Annotated in this window: 13 protein-coding genes; 8 read left to right on the top strand and 5 right to left on the bottom strand. The window is 67.6% G+C overall.

The window, feature by feature from the left end; translation table 11 throughout:
• Nucleotides 1-24: 24 nt before the first annotated feature.
• Both fcl and DEH84_RS14155 read right to left on the bottom strand, forming a co-directional pair.
• Nucleotides 25-954: a GDP-L-fucose synthase gene (gene fcl, locus DEH84_RS14160; RefSeq protein WP_109037435.1), complete on the bottom strand. Its 930-nt coding sequence runs from the start codon at nucleotides 952-954 to the stop codon at nucleotides 25-27.
• A gap of 248 nt (nucleotides 955-1,202) precedes the next feature.
• The gene (locus tag DEH84_RS14155) at nucleotides 1,203-2,093 is read right to left on the bottom strand and encodes a WecB/TagA/CpsF family glycosyltransferase (protein ID WP_109037434.1); all 891 of its coding nucleotides are present in this window, start codon (nucleotides 2,091-2,093) and stop codon (nucleotides 1,203-1,205) included.
• Between the two features lie 202 nt (nucleotides 2,094-2,295).
• On the opposite strand from DEH84_RS14155, the gene DEH84_RS14150 reads away from it, so the two are divergent.
• From DEH84_RS14150 to DEH84_RS14115, 8 genes are read left to right on the top strand one after another with little or no spacing between them, the layout of a single operon-like run.
• Complete coding sequence (locus DEH84_RS14150; RefSeq protein WP_109037433.1) at nucleotides 2,296-3,138, top strand: glycosyltransferase; 843 nt, start codon at nucleotides 2,296-2,298, stop codon at nucleotides 3,136-3,138.
• A gap of 52 nt (nucleotides 3,139-3,190) precedes the next feature.
• Nucleotides 3,191-4,108, top strand: a complete 918-nt coding sequence (gene xrtB, locus DEH84_RS14145; RefSeq protein WP_109037432.1) for an exosortase B — start codon at nucleotides 3,191-3,193, stop codon at nucleotides 4,106-4,108.
• A complete protein-coding gene (gene epsI, locus DEH84_RS14140; RefSeq protein WP_159098975.1) occupies nucleotides 4,092-4,790 on the top strand; it encodes an exosortase-associated protein EpsI, B-type in 699 nt (232 codons plus the stop codon). The genes xrtB and epsI overlap by 17 nt, the downstream gene beginning before the upstream one ends.
• An 18-nt stretch (nucleotides 4,791-4,808) precedes the next feature.
• Nucleotides 4,809-5,939, top strand: coding sequence for a GDP-mannose 4,6-dehydratase (gene gmd, locus DEH84_RS14135; protein ID WP_109037430.1), 1,131 nt, complete (start codon nucleotides 4,809-4,811; stop codon nucleotides 5,937-5,939).
• On the top strand, nucleotides 5,936-7,204 hold the full coding sequence (locus tag DEH84_RS14130; RefSeq protein ID WP_109037429.1) for a lipopolysaccharide biosynthesis protein: 1,269 nt from the start codon (nucleotides 5,936-5,938) through the stop codon (nucleotides 7,202-7,204). The genes gmd and DEH84_RS14130 overlap by 4 nt, the downstream gene beginning before the upstream one ends.
• Nucleotides 7,201-8,460 (top strand): glycosyltransferase family 4 protein, encoded by a 1,260-nt coding sequence (locus DEH84_RS14125; protein WP_109037428.1) that lies wholly within the window; start codon nucleotides 7,201-7,203, stop codon nucleotides 8,458-8,460. Before DEH84_RS14130 ends, DEH84_RS14125 begins: the two co-directional genes overlap by 4 nt.
• Entirely contained in the window at nucleotides 8,457-10,022 is a 1,566-nt protein-coding gene (locus tag DEH84_RS14120) for an O-antigen ligase family protein (RefSeq protein WP_159098974.1), read from the top strand. Before DEH84_RS14125 ends, DEH84_RS14120 begins: the two co-directional genes overlap by 4 nt.
• Nucleotides 10,006-11,148, top strand: a complete 1,143-nt coding sequence (locus tag DEH84_RS14115; RefSeq protein WP_109037426.1) for a glycosyltransferase — start codon at nucleotides 10,006-10,008, stop codon at nucleotides 11,146-11,148. Before DEH84_RS14120 ends, DEH84_RS14115 begins: the two co-directional genes overlap by 17 nt.
• A 1,324-nt stretch (nucleotides 11,149-12,472) precedes the next feature.
• Here the strand turns inward: DEH84_RS14115 and DEH84_RS14100 are convergent.
• From DEH84_RS14100 to epsF, 3 genes are read right to left on the bottom strand one after another with little or no spacing between them, the layout of a single operon-like run.
• Nucleotides 12,473-13,891, bottom strand: coding sequence for a right-handed parallel beta-helix repeat-containing protein (locus DEH84_RS14100; RefSeq protein WP_159098973.1), 1,419 nt, complete (start codon nucleotides 13,889-13,891; stop codon nucleotides 12,473-12,475).
• Between the two features lie 55 nt (nucleotides 13,892-13,946).
• The gene (locus tag DEH84_RS14095; protein ID WP_109037422.1) at nucleotides 13,947-14,867 is read right to left on the bottom strand and encodes a polysaccharide biosynthesis tyrosine autokinase; all 921 of its coding nucleotides are present in this window, start codon (nucleotides 14,865-14,867) and stop codon (nucleotides 13,947-13,949) included.
• Between the two features lie 3 nt (nucleotides 14,868-14,870).
• Nucleotides 14,871-16,322 carry a chain length determinant protein EpsF gene (gene epsF, locus DEH84_RS14090; RefSeq protein ID WP_109037421.1) on the bottom strand — a complete coding sequence of 484 codons (1,452 nt, stop codon included), beginning with the start codon at nucleotides 16,320-16,322 and terminating at the stop codon, nucleotides 14,871-14,873.
• Nucleotides 16,323-16,367: the final 45 nt, after the last annotated feature.

Below are 16,367 nucleotides of genomic sequence, written 5' to 3'. Positions count from 1 at the left end.
CTCCGTAAAGGCGGGCGGTGGCTGTCAGGCCTGGCGGCTCAGGAAATCTTGGTAAGCCAGCGCAATGCCGTCTTCCAGCGAGGTGCGCGCTTTCCAGCCCAGGCTGTGCAGGCGCGACACGTCCATCAGCTTGCGCGGGGTGCCGTCCGGCTTGGTGCTGTCAAAGGTGAGGTCGCCCTCGAAGCCGACCACCTTGACCACCGTTTCGGCCAGCTCACGGATGGTGACGTCGGTGCCAGTGCCGATGTTGACGAGCGGGCCGCTGTAACCCTGCTCCATCAAGTGGACGCAGGCGTCGGCCAGGTCGTCGGCGTACAGGAACTCGCGCATCGGTGTGCCGGTGCCCCACACCACCAGGCTGGCGTCGCCGCGCTGCTTGGCTTCGTGGGCCTTGCGGATCAGCGCGGGCAGCACGTGGCTGTTGTTGAGGTCGTAGTTGTCGTTCGGGCCGTACAGGTTGGTGGGCATCACGCTGATGTACTGGCGGCCGTACTGGTCGTTGTAGGCCTCGCAAAGCTTGATGCCGGCGATCTTGGCGATGGCATAGGGCTCGTTGGTGGGCTCCAGCGGGCCGGTCAGCAGGCAGTCTTCCTTCAGCGGTTGGGGGGCCAGCTTGGGGTAGATGCAGCTCGAGCCCAGGAACATCAGGCTTTGCACGCCGGCCGTGTGGGCAGCGTGGATCAGGTTGGTCTCGATCACCAGGTTCTGATAGAGGAACTCGGCGCGGTAGACATTGTTGGCATGGATGCCGCCCACCTTGGCGGCTGCGATGAAGAGGTAGTCGGGCCGCTCGGCGTGCATGAAATCGTGCACCGCCTGCTGGTTGAGGAGGTCGAGTTCCTGGCGGCCACGGGTCAGCACCTGGGTGTAACCGCTCTGCTGAAGGCGGCGCACGATGGCCGAACCCACCATGCCGCGGTGACCTGCCACGAAGATCTTCGCTTGTTTTTCCATGAAACCGATGTGAGGGGAAGTCGTGCGGGATGGATGCGAGGCGGCTCAGGGAGTTCCCGCTCCCCCCTTGAATGAAGTGGTGCTGCCCTGCGCGCAAGAGTCGGGCCAGTGTACTGACGCCTGCTGACGATTTGGTGGCAGTTGCAACACGTGGCCACCCGAGAGAGGGGGCCCCACGGTGGTGCGCCGTTGCAGAAAGTAAAAACGCCGCTCGAGGGCGGCGTTTGCGGGATGGCGGCGTGGGCCGGTCAGGCTTCCTGGCCCTTGCCCGACCTCCGTCCGGTCACCATCAGCTTCAGCATGCGCCCCACGAACACCGTATTGGTGTGCAGGTAGCGCTTGAGCAGCCGCCGGGGCTCGCTGCCCAGGCGGTGCAGCCATTCCAGGCCGGCCTTCTGCATCCACAGCGGGGCGCGCGCCAGCGTGCCGGCGTGGTAGTCGAACGCGGCGCCGACGCCGAGCATCACGGCGTGCACGCGGCCCCTGTGGGCCGACATCCAGGCTTCCTGCTTGGGGCACCCCAGGCCGACGAACACCACATGGGCGCCAGAACGGTTGATCTGGTCGATGTGTGCCTGGTCTTCTTCGGCGGTGAGCGAGCGATAGGGGGGCGACACCATGCCGGCGATCTGCAGGCGGGGGAAGTGCGCCACGATGCGGGCGCGCAGCTTGTCGAGCGTTTCGGGGGTGCTGCCGTAGAAGAACACGCGCTGCTTGAGGCGCTGGGCTTCGGCCAGGTAGCGCCACATCAGGTCGGGGCCGCTGAGGCGGGTCTGTTCCGGGTGGCCTTCACGGCGCAGGGCCCAGGCGATGGGCGCACCGTCGGGCAGGGCGAGGTCGGCCTGTTCGATGACGCGGCGGAATTCGGCGTCTTCGCTGGCTGTGACGACCGAGTGCACATTGCACAGGGTGACATAGCGGGACTGACGCAGGGCGGCCCAGGTGGCGATGCGGTTGATGCATTCGTCCCAGGTGAGGGCGTCGATGTGGCTGTCGAGGACGAAAGCGCCTTGTCGGGTGAACGGGCTGAGGATGGCTTGCTTTTTCAACGGCGACTCGCTGGCTCGGGACGGCGCGGGCCAGCGCTTGTCCGCAAGGGGCAGCGAGGGGTAGCCGAAGTTGGGATCAGGATGTCGCATGTGTACCCCGCGGGGCAGTTGAAGGCGCCCTTTTGATCGGGCTTCAACAAATTCTAGGAGTGGGGTGGTACGCAGAAGTTCAGGGAAAGTGCTCGGTCACCGGCCGCAGGCTCGGTAAGGCGTCACGTTCAGCGGAAGTCCAGGGGTTTTTGCGCGCCGGGTGGCTGATCGGCAGCCTAGGGTCCGTGCTGATAATCCAGCCATGAGTGAAACACAGAACCCGGTTCCGCTGCTGTCGGTCGTGACCGTGGTCCGCAACGATCTGGCAGGGCTGAAGGCCACGATGGCGAGCCTGCGCGAGCGCCTTGCGCTGCCGCTGGCGCAGGGGGCTGTCGAGCATGTCGTCATCGACGGCAGCACCAACGGCGAGATCCGCAACTTCCTTGTGCAGCAGGCGATTGCGCCGGGTTCATGGGTGTCGGAGCCCGATCGCGGCATCTACGATGCGATGAACAAGGGGCTGGATCGGGCGGGTGGACGGTACGTGCTTTTCATGAATGCGGGGGACGTGTTTTCGTCCTTTTTTGATTGGCGTTTGCTTGTCCCTCACTTGAGGGGAGGCTCGCGGGTGTTGCTTGCCTACGCGGTGGAGTGTTTTGGCAACGACCGTTATTTGCGCCCCGGACTGGGGCGCGAGGGGCACGTGTTCGGGGCGCCGTCGCACCAGTCGACCTTCTATCCGCGGGCGTTCTTCACTGAGGCCCGCTATCGGCTGGATCTGCCGGTGAAGGGCGATGGCGACTACACGAAGAGGGCGATCGAGCAGGTGGGCGCGCTGTTCCTGCCGACGGTGGTGGCGGAGTTCGCACTCGGTGGTGTCTCGTCCAATTACACGGCGACCAAGGTGCTGCGTCGTCGCCTGGCCGAGCAGGAGGTCTGGCGCGAGCGCGCCAAGCTGCTGATCAAGTTCGTGTTGTGGCGCCTGTTGCCGCAGCGCTGGTTCTACCGGGTGCTGGCCTGGGGCAAATACACCCCACTCGATCACGGGGGGCTGCCCGGGCTGCGGGCCGCGCCGCTAGAGGGACCTGCCGGCAGGGCAGGGTAGTCACGTAGCAGGCCCGAGCGGAACTTATCCATCGGGCAGGTAACAATTCGCCATGTCTGTTGAAGTCACGCCGCCGTCGGGTGCGGTCACCCCATTGCCCGCCTCGCCGCTGACCCTGCCCGGGCAAGGTTGGGGCGTTGTGCTCTTGCTGGTTGGGTTCTTCTGCCTGTATGGCCCGACTTACGCGCACCTGGCGGTGTCGACGTGGGCGACCGACGAGCAGGGCCATGGGCCGCTGATCGTGGCAGCCAGTGCGTGGCTGTTGTGGACGGCGCGCGGCGAGATCTTTGCCGGCCCCGCCCGGCCTGCGCTGGGGGCGGGCTTTGGCCTGCTGGCCTTCGGGCTGCTGTGCTTCATGGTGGGGCGCTCGCAGTCGGTGATCGAGCTCGAGGCGGGCTCACAGGTCATCGTGCTCGCATCCGGGCTGCTGATCCTGCATGGCTGGGGGGCGTTGAAGCGCGCCTGGTTCCCGATCCTGTTCCTGCTGTTTTCGGTGCCGCTGCCCGGGGCGCTGGTGCAGGCGATCACGATGCCGCTCAAGCACGCGGTGTCGGTGGTGGCCGAGAAGGTGCTGTACCTGGCGGGCTACCCGATCGGGCGCTCGGGCGTGATGCTCGTCATCGGGCCGTACCAGCTGCTGGTGGCCGATGCGTGCTCGGGACTGAACTCGCTGTTCACGCTCGAGGCGCTGGGCCTGCTGTACATGAAGGTGATGCGCTACCAGTCCAAGGCGCGCAACGTGCTGCTGGCGGTGATGATCGTGCCGATCTCGTTCGTGTCGAACGTGGCGCGGGTGCTGGTGCTGGTGCTGATCACCTACCACCTGGGCGACGAGGCCGGGCAGGGCTTTGCGCACGGCTTTGCGGGGATGGTGCTGTTTGCCATCGCGCTGGTGCTGACCTTCCTGTTCGACCGCCTGCTGGCGGCCCGTTTTGACCGTGACGGAGGCGCCCGTGCTGAAGTTCGATGACCTGCGCCGTGTGACGGGGGCCACCGTGGTGGCCCTGGCTGCGATGCTGCTGTCCGTGGGCGGCGCCGAGGCGCTGAAGCCGTCTCGCGTGCTGGCCGATGAGCTGCCGGCGCTCGACCTGGAAACGGTGATCCCCAAGCGGTTTGGCGACTGGGTGGTGCGGGCCGACGCTGCGCCGGTGGTGTCGGACCCGACGCTGGATGCCACGCTGGCCAAGTTCTATTCGCAGACCCTGGCACGCACGTATGTGAACAGCCGGGGGCAGGCCATCATGCTGTCGCTGGCGTACGGCAAGAACCAGAACTCGTGGAACACGGCGGCCCACCGGCCCGAGTTCTGCTACGACGCCCAGGGGTTCACGGTGGCGGCGCGGGGCGTGCATGATCTGCCTCTCGCCGGCCATGAAGTGCCGTCGGTGCGCATGGTGGGCACCAAGCACCAGCGCCAGGAGCCGGTGACGTACTGGGTCACCCTGGCCGACACCGTGACGGTGCCGGGTTTCCGTCGCAAGCTGCAGCAGGTCCGCTATGGTCTGCAGGGACAGATCGTCGATGGCTTGCTGGTGCGCATGTCGTCGCTGGGCCATGACGAGGCCGAGGAATTCGCGCTGCACGAGGCGTTTGCCCGTGAGTGGGAGCGGGCCATGTCGCCGGACATGCGCCCCCGTTTTTTTGGACACTGAACGCAGAAAGTTTTGGACATGAGCAAGAAAGTCGCCCTGATCACGGGCGTCACCGGTCAGGATGGCTCCTACCTGGCGGAGTTTCTGTTGAACAAGGGCTACGAGGTGCACGGCATCAAGCGCCGCTCGTCGCTGTTCAACACCGACCGCATCGACCACCTGTATCAGGATCCGCACGTCAACAACCGCAACTTCGTGCTGCACTACGGTGACCTGACCGACTCGACGTCGCTGGTGCGTATCGTGCAGCAGGTGCAACCCGACGAGATCTACAACCTGGCGGCCCAGTCGCACGTGGCCGTCTCGTTCGAAGAGCCCGAGTACACCGCCAATGCCGACGGCATCGGCGCACTGCGCCTGCTGGAAGCCATCCGCATCTGCGGCCTGGAAAAGAAGACCCGCTTCTATCAGGCCTCCACCTCCGAGCTGTATGGCCTGGTGCAGGAGATCCCGCAGAAGGAGACCACGCCCTTCTACCCGCGCAGCCCGTACGCAGTGGCCAAGCTGTACGCCTACTGGATCACGGTGAACTACCGCGAGGCCTACGGCATGTACGCCTGCAACGGCGTGCTGTTCAACCACGAAAGCCCGGTGCGCGGCGAGACCTTCGTGACGCGCAAGATCACGCGCGCCATCAGCCGCATCGCGCTGGGCCTGCAAGACTGCTTGTACCTGGGCAACATGAGCGCGCTGCGCGACTGGGGCCACGCCAAGGACTACGTCGAGATGCAGTGGCTGATGCTGCAGCAGGACCACGCGGAAGACTTCGTGATCGCCACCGGCGTGCAGTACAGCGTGCGGCAGTTCGTGGAGTTTGCGGCCAAGGAGTTGGGCGTCACGCTGGCGTTCGAAGGCGAGGCCGAAAACGAAGTGGGCGTGGTCACGAAGGTCGAGCCGGTGAATGGCGAGATGCTGGCCAAGTGCAAGGTGGGCGACGTGATCGTGAAGGTCGACCCGCGCTACTACCGCCCCACCGAGGTCGAGACGTTGCTGGGTGACCCGAGCAACGCCAAGGCCAAGCTGGGCTGGGAGCCCAAGATCACGCTGCAGGATCTGGTCAAGGAGATGGTGCAGAGCGACTACACCTCGGCCAAGCGCGACAACCTGGTCAAACTCGCAGGCTTCCAAGCCTACGACTACCACGAGTGACCTGGGCACGGTTGACCCGGTCGCCGGTGGTCTGGGCGCTGGGCGACCAGGTGCTGGTGTCGGCCAGCAATTTCGTGCTGACGCTGGTGGTCGCGCGTCATGTGTCGCTGTCGGCGTTTTCGGCCTACGGGCTGGCGATCACGCTGGTGTGGTTCGTCAGCGCGATGCACCGGGCCTACCTGACCCAGCCGATGGCGATTGCTGCGGTGGGAGAGGCGCCCGCCGAGTTGGGCGAACGGCTGAAGGCCGTGCTGCTGTTGCAGGTGCTGGGCTGGCCGCTGGTGATCGGGCTGTTTGCGTTGGTGGCGTGGCGTTACCTGCCCTCGCAGGGCGTGGCGCTGGCGGCCGCGGTGTTTACGGCGGCTTTCCTGCTGCAGGAAACGATGCGGCGGGTGCTGTTCGTGCAAGGGCGCATGCAGCGGGTGTCTGCGCTGGATGCGCTGGCCTACGGCGGGCAGTTGGTGGCGATTCTGGCGGTGGGCATGGCGGCGGGCGGTGAGGCACCGCTTGAGGCCGTGCTGCTGGTGGGGGCGCTGCCATTTGCTGCATCGGCCGCTTGGGCCTATGCGGGCCTGCCGGCCGAGGCGCGAGCGGTGCCCTGGCCCGCGCCTGCAGCCTTGCAGCGGGCTGCCGCATCGCACTGGGCGGAATCGCGGTGGGTGTGTTTCAGTCAGGTCTTCATGTTCGGGTCTTTCATGCTGGTTCCGTTTCAGATCGCCGAGTGGGGCAAGCCTTTGTGGGTGGCGCAGTACAACGCCGCCGCGTCCATCCTGAACGGGCTGAACGTGATCCGCCAGGCACTGGGCAACCACTTGCCGATCGAGGCGGCACGCCGATTCAAGGCCGGGGGCATGCCGGCCATGCAGCGTTATCTGGCTCAATCGGCGAGCCTCATCATGCTGCTGGCAGCGGCCATCGTGGCCGTGCTGGTGGGGCTGGGGCCTGAGCTGGTTGGCTGGCTGTTCGGCGCGCGTTTTGCCGAGGCGGCCGCGGTGTTGCCGCATGCGGCGGTGGGCCCGCTGGTGGGGATGTTGTCGCTGGTGTCGCAGGCTGGCGGCCTCGTCATCCGGCAGACGGAGCAGATCTTCTGGTCCTATGTGGCCGGCACAGTGGTGTCGTTTGCGCTCGCGCCGTGGCTGATCCCGGCGTTCGGCCTGCTGGGGGCCGTGTGGGTCTCGAACATCGGTGTGCTGGTGCCCACGTTGTGGCATTTGCTGGCCTTTCACCGTCAGGTGGGTGCGATGAGGCAGGAGCAGCACGCATGAGAATCCTGCTGTCGGCCTTTGCGTTTTCGCCGGTGCTGGGCTCGGAGTGCGGCGTGGGCTGGCATTGGGCGTTGGCGCTGGCAAAGCACCATGAGGTCACGGTGATCACGCATGCGTGGTTCCGCACCGATGTGGAGGCCGAGCTGGCGCGCCGGCCGGTGCCGCGGCTTCAGGTGGTGTATGTGGATGTGCCGCCGCCGTGGGGGCGGTTCGAGCGCCGCCTGCTGGATTCGCAGCTGTACTACGTGTATTGGCAGTGGAAGATGCGGCCGGTGGCCCGCGACCTGGTGCAGCGGCAGACCTTCGATGTGGTGCACCACCTGACGTGGGGCTCGCTGCGTTATCCGTCGTGGCTGGGCGGGCTCGGCCTGCCTTTCATCGTCGGGCCGCTGGGCGGTGCCGAGACGGCGCCAGCGCGGTTGTTTGCCGGGCTACCCTGGAAGGTGCAGCTGAAGGAAGCCTTGCGCACAGCGGTGCTGTGGTCGTTCTGGCTCGATGTGCCCACGCGGCTGGCCTGGTCGCGTGCCGACCGGCTTTATTGCCGCACCCGCGACACGCTGGCCTTCCTGCCTGCCAGCCTGCGTGCGCGGGCCGTGGTCGCCCACGAGGTGGGTGTGATGGACGTCGTGCCCCGGCCCACGCCGGTGGTGCGTCGGGCCCGGACGACCTTCATGTTTGCCGGGCGCCTGATTGCTTTCAAGGGCGTGCACCTGGCGCTGCCAGCGCTGCGGGCCGCTGTCGACCGCGGCGCCGACGTGGCGCTGCTGATCGTGGGCGAAGGGGAGCTGGATGGCTTCTTCAAGGCCCGGGTGCAGGCGCTGGGCCTGACCGACCGCGTGCGCTTCGTGAGCCGGGTGCCGCAGAGCGAGCTGATGAACCTGTATCACCAGGCCGATGCCTTTCTGTTTCCCAGCCTGCATGACTCGGGCGGTACGGTCGTGATGGAGGCGCTGTCGCGCGGCCTGCCGGTGATCTGCCTGGACCTGGGCGGCCCGCATCACTTCATCACGCCCGCCTGCGGCATGGTGGTGTCGACGGCGGGGCGAAGCCAGGGTGAGGTGGTGGACGCGTTGGCGGAGGCCGTGGTGCAGTTTCATGCGCTGTCGACCCCGGCCCGGCAGGCCTTGCATGACGAGGCGGTGGCCCGGGCGCGCCGCATGGGCTGGGCCGAGCGCGCGGCCGCTGTGTACGACGATGTGCGCCAGCAGGTGCCGCAATGTGCCGAGGCCTTGCGCCGGCTGGAGGGAGAGGCATGAGCACCTTGGCCATGTGGCGCGCACGCGCCATGTCGTGGGCCTGGCCCTCGTGGACGGAGCTCGGGCTGTTTCTGCTTCTGGGTGTGCTGGTGCCCCTGATCGGCTACTACGTGCTGGTGGGCAGCCCCTTCCTGGGCCTCTACGGGCTGCGGTATGTGGTGGTGGCGGTGATCCTGTGGGCCGCCTTCAGCTTCGCCGCGCCGAAAGCGCCCTGGTATGTGCGCCTGGTGTTGTCGGTGACGCTGGGGCAGCTCGTGCTGAACTATGGTTTCACCAACATCGTGGTGGGCGCGGGCTCGGCCAAGATCACGCTGGCCGAGGGGGGCTGCCTGATCGGGCTGCTGGTGCTGCTGCCGCTGACCTACCGCTGGCTGGCTCGCACGCCGGCGTTCTGGCTGGCCATGGCCGCCATGGTGATCCCGCCGACTTACCACCTGTACCGCGACTTCTTCACCTACAAGATGGCGGCGCTGCGCGATGTGCTGACGGTGGTCGACATCGCCTTCTTCGTGGCGGGCATGGCCATCGTGGCGCTCGGTGTGCACCGCGGCACCTGGCTCGCGTGGCGCGATCGCTTCATGCGCATCTGGTTCATTGCCGGGGGGCTGTATGGCCTGACGTGGCCGTTCTCGACGTGGATTCAGGCCGTCTCGCCTTCGTTCAGCAGTTACCAGCAGGCGGTGCCCGTGCTGGGCACGCAGCTGACATCGCCCTACACCGCGATTGCCGTGCTCGTGGCCTGGTTTGCCATCCCGCATGTGTTCCCGAAGCGAAGCTGGCTGCGCACGCTGTGGATCCTGCTGGTGCTGGTCGAGACCATCATCGTGGTGGTGATGGCGCAGTCGCGCAACCTGTACCTGATCATCCTGTTCGTGCCGGTGGCGCTGGGCTTCTTTGGCTACAAGCGGGCCTTCGCCGCGGTGGCGGGGGGCTTGATCGCCATGGTGTTGTCGCTGGCGCTGGTGGAGACGCTGAACATCAAGATCCCGGGGCGGATCTCGGATGTGACGCTGTCGGCGGTGGTCGATCGCTTTCTGTCGATTTCCGGCAAGCACGGGGATGAGTACGGCGCCACCGGCGTGCAGCAGCGGCTGGACTGGTGGGCGTCGTCGCTCGACATGTGGCGGGCGAGCCCGGATCGCATGGTGTTCGGCGTGGGCTACGGCCCGGCGTTGACGAACTTCATGGCGCCCGGGGTGGACGGGGAGGGCGTGGTGGTGCGCGAGCCGCACAACAGCTTTGTCTCGAGCCTGGTGCGCGGCGGCGTGGTGTACTTCGTGTTGTGGGGCGCCGTGGTGTTCGGCTCGATGCGCCGCGCGTGGCTGGGGGCGCGGCTGCCCGGTCTGGGTGAAGACGCCGCGGGGCATTTCAAGGGCTTTGCCGCCTGGAGCTTCATCGTCATGGGCATGCTGGCGTTGACCAGCCTGTCGGAGCCGCATTTCGAGACGCCGTCGATCGCTGCGATGTTCTACATCGTGGCCGGGATGGTGTCGATGGAGTACTACATCGTGACGCGCCGGGTGGACATCCGGCCAGGAGCCGGCCGTGCACCTGGTGTTTGACGCCTTCGAGCTGACGCCCGATTCGGCCAAGAGCAAGGGCATCTACAGCTATGCCGTGCAGCTGTGTGGCGCCATGGCGGCCCAACTGGCGGCAGACGAGGTGATGGACGTGGCCTGCCATGGTGGCAATGTGGCCGACTTTCAGTCGCTCGGTCTGCCACGGCAGGTGCGCCTGCACGTGCTGGCGCCTGCCATGCCGGGGCGGCTGCGTCGCCTGTGGTGGTCTCAGTTCGGTGCGGCGCTCTGGGCACGGGCTCGTGGCGCACAGGCTGTCTACCTGTCGCCCAAGGGCTTCACGCCCGGGCTGGGGCGACACCTGGTGCGGCTGCGCACCGTGTGCGTGATCCACGACCTGATCCCCCTGTGGTACCTGGCACATCACCCGGCCCATTTCGGGCGGCTGGAAGGCTGGCTGGTGAAGGCCGGCCTGCTGCATTCGGCTCGGCGTGCCGATGGCATTGTTGCGATCTCTCGCGCCACGGAGGCCGATCTGCTGGCCGCCGGGGCGCCCTCGCACCGGGTGCGCGTGGTCTACAACGGCGTGCCACCGCTGCCCGCGCCAGGCCCCCAAGCGGGCGACTACATCATGGCCTTGGCCTCCGGACTGCCGCACAAGAACCTGGCGGGGGTGCGGGCGGCTTACGCGGCCTACCGGAAGCGGGCCGGGGCTGCCGCCTTGCCCCTGCGGCTGGTGGGTGTGCGCGACGTGAACGACGAAGGGGTGTCGGCACTGGGCACGGTGTCGGCCGAGACCCTGTCGGGGCTGTATGCCCACGCGCGGGCGTTCCTGTTCCTCTCGCACATCGAAGGATTCGGCTTCCCGCCGCTGGAAGCGCTGCGTGCGGGCGCGCCCGTGGTGTGCTCGGACATCACGGCGCACCGCGAGCTGTGTGCCGGACAGGCGCACCTGGTGCCACCCGATGACCCGGACGCGGCCGCGGCGGCGCTGATGACCGTGCTGGCCACACCCGAATCGCCAGAGACCCGCCGCGAGCGCGCTGACCGCATGGCAGAGCGGGTGGCTCATGAACTGAGCTGGAGCCGCTGTGCGGCCGGCGTGCTCGATCTGGCGCGTCAGGTGGCTGATCCGTCATCCTGGCCTGCTGCGCAAAGGAGTGTGCCGTGATGGCGCTGAAACGCATCCTCAAGCAACACCGCAAGCTCGCGCTGGCGGTGTTCATCAGCAGCCAGGCGATCGCCCTGGCCTACTGGCTGGTCCTGCCGCGGCAGCACATGGCCACCGCGCTGGTGCTGGCCGACACACAACCTTCGCCCGTGCGGAGCGTGACCAGCGACCCGAGCGTGACGGTGGTCGGTGCGCGGGCTGCGCTGCTGATGAGCGACCTGGTGGCCGAGCGCGTGGTCAAGCGCCTGCGGCTGGAGGAGGTCGACATCCTGCGTGAGAGCTGGGCCCGCCAGGGCGAAAAGGCGGGCTCTTACCAGCAATGGTTGATTCAGCTGGCGCAGGGGGGGCTGATGCCGGCGCTCGGGCGCGGCGGCTACCTGATGCAGGTGCGCTACGTGGCGCCCGACGCCGGCTTTGCGCGCACCATGGCCAACGCCTATGCCGAGGAACTGGTGGCCACAGTCGACCGGCTGAACCGCATGGACGACCAGGCACTGGAGGCCCCGGTGGCGCGCAGCCTGGCCAGCAGCGTGGCCCGCATGACGGCAGCACACGATGAGCTGATGGCCGTGTCCCAACGCTCGGGCGTGCTGCTCGATGGCATGGCGGACCCGGGCTTCCAGGCCGATGACCAGTTGCGTCGGCAGGCCGTGATCGGGCTGATGGCGTCGCAGCAGGCGGCGGCCACGGCCCGCGTGCTGCAGGGCAGCGAAGAGGCGCGCAGCACGCTCGACGATGCGGTGCTGCAGCGCTTGCGCGTGCGCCTGGCAGACCTGAGCGCGCAGCAGGAGGCGGCCATGGCGTCGCGTGGCGTGAACCACCCGTCGGTGGCCGCCCTCGACGCGGCCATCCAGCGCACGCAGCAGGAGATTCGCAGTCAGGTGGCTTCGCTGAACCGCTCGATGGGGGCAGTGGCCGAGATCCAGCAGGGCGTGCGCGTGCAGCGGGATCAGGCCGGGGACGCCGCCCGCGATCGCCTGCTCGCCTCGCTGGATGACCGGGCGGCTTTCCGCCAGGCCCAGTCCCGGTTCGACACGGCGGCGGAGGACTACATCGTGATGGCGACCAACCTCGCCACGCTGGCCGCGAACCGCGACGCGAGCAAGTCGGACATCGTGCTGGTGGAGCCGGCCACGCTGCCCAACGAGGCCTGGTTTCCGCGCTGGGAGTACGTGCTGCCGGTGGCACTCGGGTCCGGCCTGATGCTGGCGTTGCTGGCGTGCGTGATGGCCGACCGGCGCGATCGCCGGGTGGCCACGCTGGACGACCTGCGCGGCCTGGTGGGCGCCGACCTGGTGACCGCGATGCCCGCGACGCAGCCGGCTCAGCGGCCAAGTCCGGCCGGGTCGGTGGCCACGCGCTCGAGCCGGTTGCGCTCGGCGATCAGGCCGCTGCTGTCTCCGCTGATGCCTTGGCGCAGGTCGCGCAGCGTGTTGCGCAAGTAGCGCACGCCGACGTGGCCGCCCTGTGAGTTGGTGCTGACGAACGCACCGTGGCCGCGTCCCTCGCAGACGTTGTCGGCCACCAGTGCGCCGCGCATGTCGCCCTGGTGCCCCGAGTTGCCGAAGCAGGCCATGGGTGCTGATGCCGTGCTGCCCGGCAGCAGCGTGACCCGGTTGCCGGTGACGGTCAGGGGGCTCTTGTCGGTGCCGGTCAGCAGGATGCCGATGAAGGGGGCATCTCCGGGCTGCTGCTGGCGCACGATGGTGTTGTCGCTGAGGGTGATGCGGTCGTAGCCGCGCCAGTAGTCGGTGCCGATGGCCACACGCGGGGCCTGCTCGATGCGATTGCCGCTGATGCGCAACTGCCCGCCCTGCACGCGGTTGACGTCCTTGAAGATGCCGGCGCCGCGCACCGTGTTGCCCTCGATGCGGGCATCCGGTGCGGTGGCGATCACCAGCGGGGCCCCGACCAGGGTGTTGCCCTGCACGACCGGCGCGATGCCGCCGACCTCCAGTGTGGCGCCCATGCCCGGGCGCGCTTCGACCGTGTTGCCGCTGACCACTGCGCCGTCGCCACTCACCACCGACATGGCATAGCTGCCCGGGTCGTGCGTGGCCAACCAGCTGCTGAAGCGGTTGTCACGGATGACCAGCCCGGGAATGTCGTCGCCCTGCACCTCAATGGCCATGGCCGTGAAGCCCTCGCCCGTGTTGCCCGCCACGGTGGTGTGCCCGCTCGACCAGAGGTGGATGCCCTCGACGACGCGCAGGAAATGGTTCTGCTGCAATGCACTGTCGCGCAGGCCGTACGCCATGATGCCCGTGTCGACGATGTCCTCGAAGCGATTGCCGATGACGCGCAGTTGCTCGGCCCGGTCGACCACGATCACGCCATGGCGCTGGTTCCAGTGGGCCTTGCCCTGGTGTGGGCCGCCGGTGATGCGACGGATCCAGTTGTTTTCGACGTGGTGGCCACGCCCCTTCAAGGCGATGCCGCGGCCTTGCAGGATGAGGTTCTGGATGCGCGTGTGGTCGGCGCGGGTGCCGTCGAGCAGCAGGCCGGGGCGGTCTTCATCGGCCCATTGCAGCGTGGCGGCGGGTTGGGCGCACAGCCGGGTGCCGGAGCGCAGGCGCACCGTGCGGTCAATGTCATAGCGGCCTGCGAGCATCACCACGGTGTCGGCCGGGGCCTTGTCGATGGCCTTCTGCAACGCCGCGGCGCTCTGCCCGTCCGGGCTCAGACGTGGGCCGTCGGGGCAGGCGGCCGGTGCCGATTGCGCCCAGATGGGGGCCGCACCCATGGCGAGGCCCAGTCCCCAGAGCCATCGTGACACGACGGCACGCATGCGGCGGCGGTCAGTACCCGTTGAGCACGCTGCCGACGATCTGGATGTCGGACATGCGCAGCGTGGCCACCATGGTCTGCATGTCGCTGACATGGGTGACGTCCTGGCGCGCCATCACGAGGGCCGCGCCGCACTTGGCAGCGATGACCGCACCGTCCATCCCTTGCGAGGCGGCTGGTGTGTCGACGATGACGCGGTCGAACTTGGTGAGCAGCTCGCGGATCAGCAGGCCGAAGGCGGGGCGCTCCACCAGTTCGAGCGGGTTGGGGGGCACGGTGCCGACCGGCAACACGAACAGGTTGGGCAGCCCCTTGACCGGCTGGATGACGTTGCTGACTGCCCGCCCGGTGAGGATGCTCGACAACCCGGCTGCGCCCGGCTTCAGGTGGAAGACCTCGTGCAGGCGCGGGTTGCGCATGTTGGCGTCGATCAGCAGCGTGCGGCCCGACAGCTGCGAGAACGCCACCGCCATGTTGGCCGCGAAATAGGTCTTGCCGTCGCCGCTGCGGGGGCTGACCACCGCCAGCGCATGGCGCTGCCCCACACCGCTGTACAGCTTCATGATGAGGTGGCTGCGGGTGGTGCGGAAGGCCTCGGCCTGGGCCGAGAACGGTTGCTTGGCCACCACCAGCTCGTCGCTGCAGGCATCGTCGTGTTCGCTGCTGTACGGGTAGTGGAACTGCTGTGCCAGCGCCCACATCACGTCGTCGGTGTTGGCGAGGCCCAGGGCCACGGCCGCTTCGCCGAAGCGCACACCGTTCTCGCGTTGATAGGCCAGGATCTGCTCGATCTGTTCGGGCGAGAGGTTGTTGGCCTTGCTGATGATTTCGCCGATGGTGGGCTCGCCACCGATCTGCTGCGTGTCGGGGAAGCGGGAGTCGTTGACACCCAGGCTCGAGGCGGAGAATTGCTTTTGGGTCGCGTCTTGCATGGCTTATCCCAGACTACCGAAGCGCTGCACGTTGCCCGACGAGGCGGGCTGGATCGCGTGGCCGGGCAGGCGCGTGGCGCCACCGGACCAGGGCAGGCGGCCTTGCCGGGCGTTCGGGCCGGGCAGGGTGCCGATGACGGGCAGTTCGATCAGGGTGGTGACGTCGGAGGCCGAGCGCACGCGGCGGTCGAGGAACTCGGCGCCCAGCGTCAGGCCCAGCGAAAGCATGCCGCCCAGCAGCGTGGCCAGCACGAGGTTGAGCGCCAGCCGCGGCGAGCTGGGAGACGTGGGCGCGGTGGCCGGCCCCAGCACCACGATGTTGGTCTGGCTGTTGCTGCCCTCCAGGCTCATCTGGCTCTGGCGGGCCTGAATGGCGTCGAACACCCGTTGTGCGGCCTCGACCTCGCGTTCCAGCACGAGCAGGTCGTTGCGGTCCTGCTTCATCTTCAGCACCTTCTGGCGCTGCTCTTCGTAGGCCGCCTGGATGGCGCTGGCACGCGACGAGCTGATCTGGCTGCTGGCATTGAGGCTGCTGCTGACGCGGCCCACTTCGGCGCGGATCTTGGCCCGGGTGGAGGCGATGGCAGCGCGCAACTCGACGATGGTGGGGTGCTGTTCACCGAAGCGCTCGAGAGACTGGTCGAGCTGCGCTTCCTGGCGGGCGAGGTCACCCTTGAGCGACGAGATCACGGTGTTCGACATCGCGTCGGGCGAGATTTCGGCGTTGGCCACGGCCTGGCTGCGGCGGCTCGAGGCGTCGGCCATCACGCCGCGCAGCGTGGTGACCTGCCCGGCCAGGTCGTTGAGCTTGGCGGTCTCGACATCGAGGCGTTCGTCGGTCACGACAATGCCCTTGTCCTGTTGCGCCTGCGAGAGCTTGGCCTGCGCCGACTCCATCTTCTGGCGGGCCAGGCGGGCGCGCTCTTCGAAGAAATCGGAGTACTGGCGGGCCGGGGCCGTCTTGAACTGCACGGTCGAGTCCATGTAGGCCTTGGCGTAGGCGTTGGCCAGCGCGGCCGAGAAGCCGGGGTCGGCCGACTCGTATTCGATCTCGATGACGTTCGATTCGCGGGCGGCGGCCACTTTGAGGTTCTTGCCGACCTTGTCGGCCAGCCAGGCTTCGAAGTCGCCTTCGGAGCGCGTGGCGTCGGCCCATTCTTCCCGCATGGCGGTGTTCTGAGCCAGGTTCATGGCCCGCACGACCTTGCGGGCCACGTGGCCACTTTCGATGATGTCGACCTGGGTGGCAAGGTAGGCCGCCGAGGGCATGACGCCAATGGTGGAGGTGCCCGCCACCGGGTCCATCTTCATGTCGACCATGACCACGGCCTTGGCCGTGTACTTCTTGGGCCACAGCAGGCTGCCCACCAGCGCGAGGATCACGACGGCCAGCAGGGTGGTCAGCGCGAGGATCCACCGGGCACGCAGGACCCGCAGAAAATCAGCAAAGCTCATGGTCAGGTAATGCAGGTAAAAACAAGGCCCGGCTGCACCGTGGTC

Origin of the sequence: Aquabacterium olei (genome assembly GCF_003100395.1) — a bacterium.
Taxonomy (GTDB): domain Bacteria; phylum Pseudomonadota; class Gammaproteobacteria; order Burkholderiales; family Burkholderiaceae_C; genus Aquabacterium; species Aquabacterium olei.
This window is presented reverse-complemented; position numbering and strand designations above follow the sequence as displayed.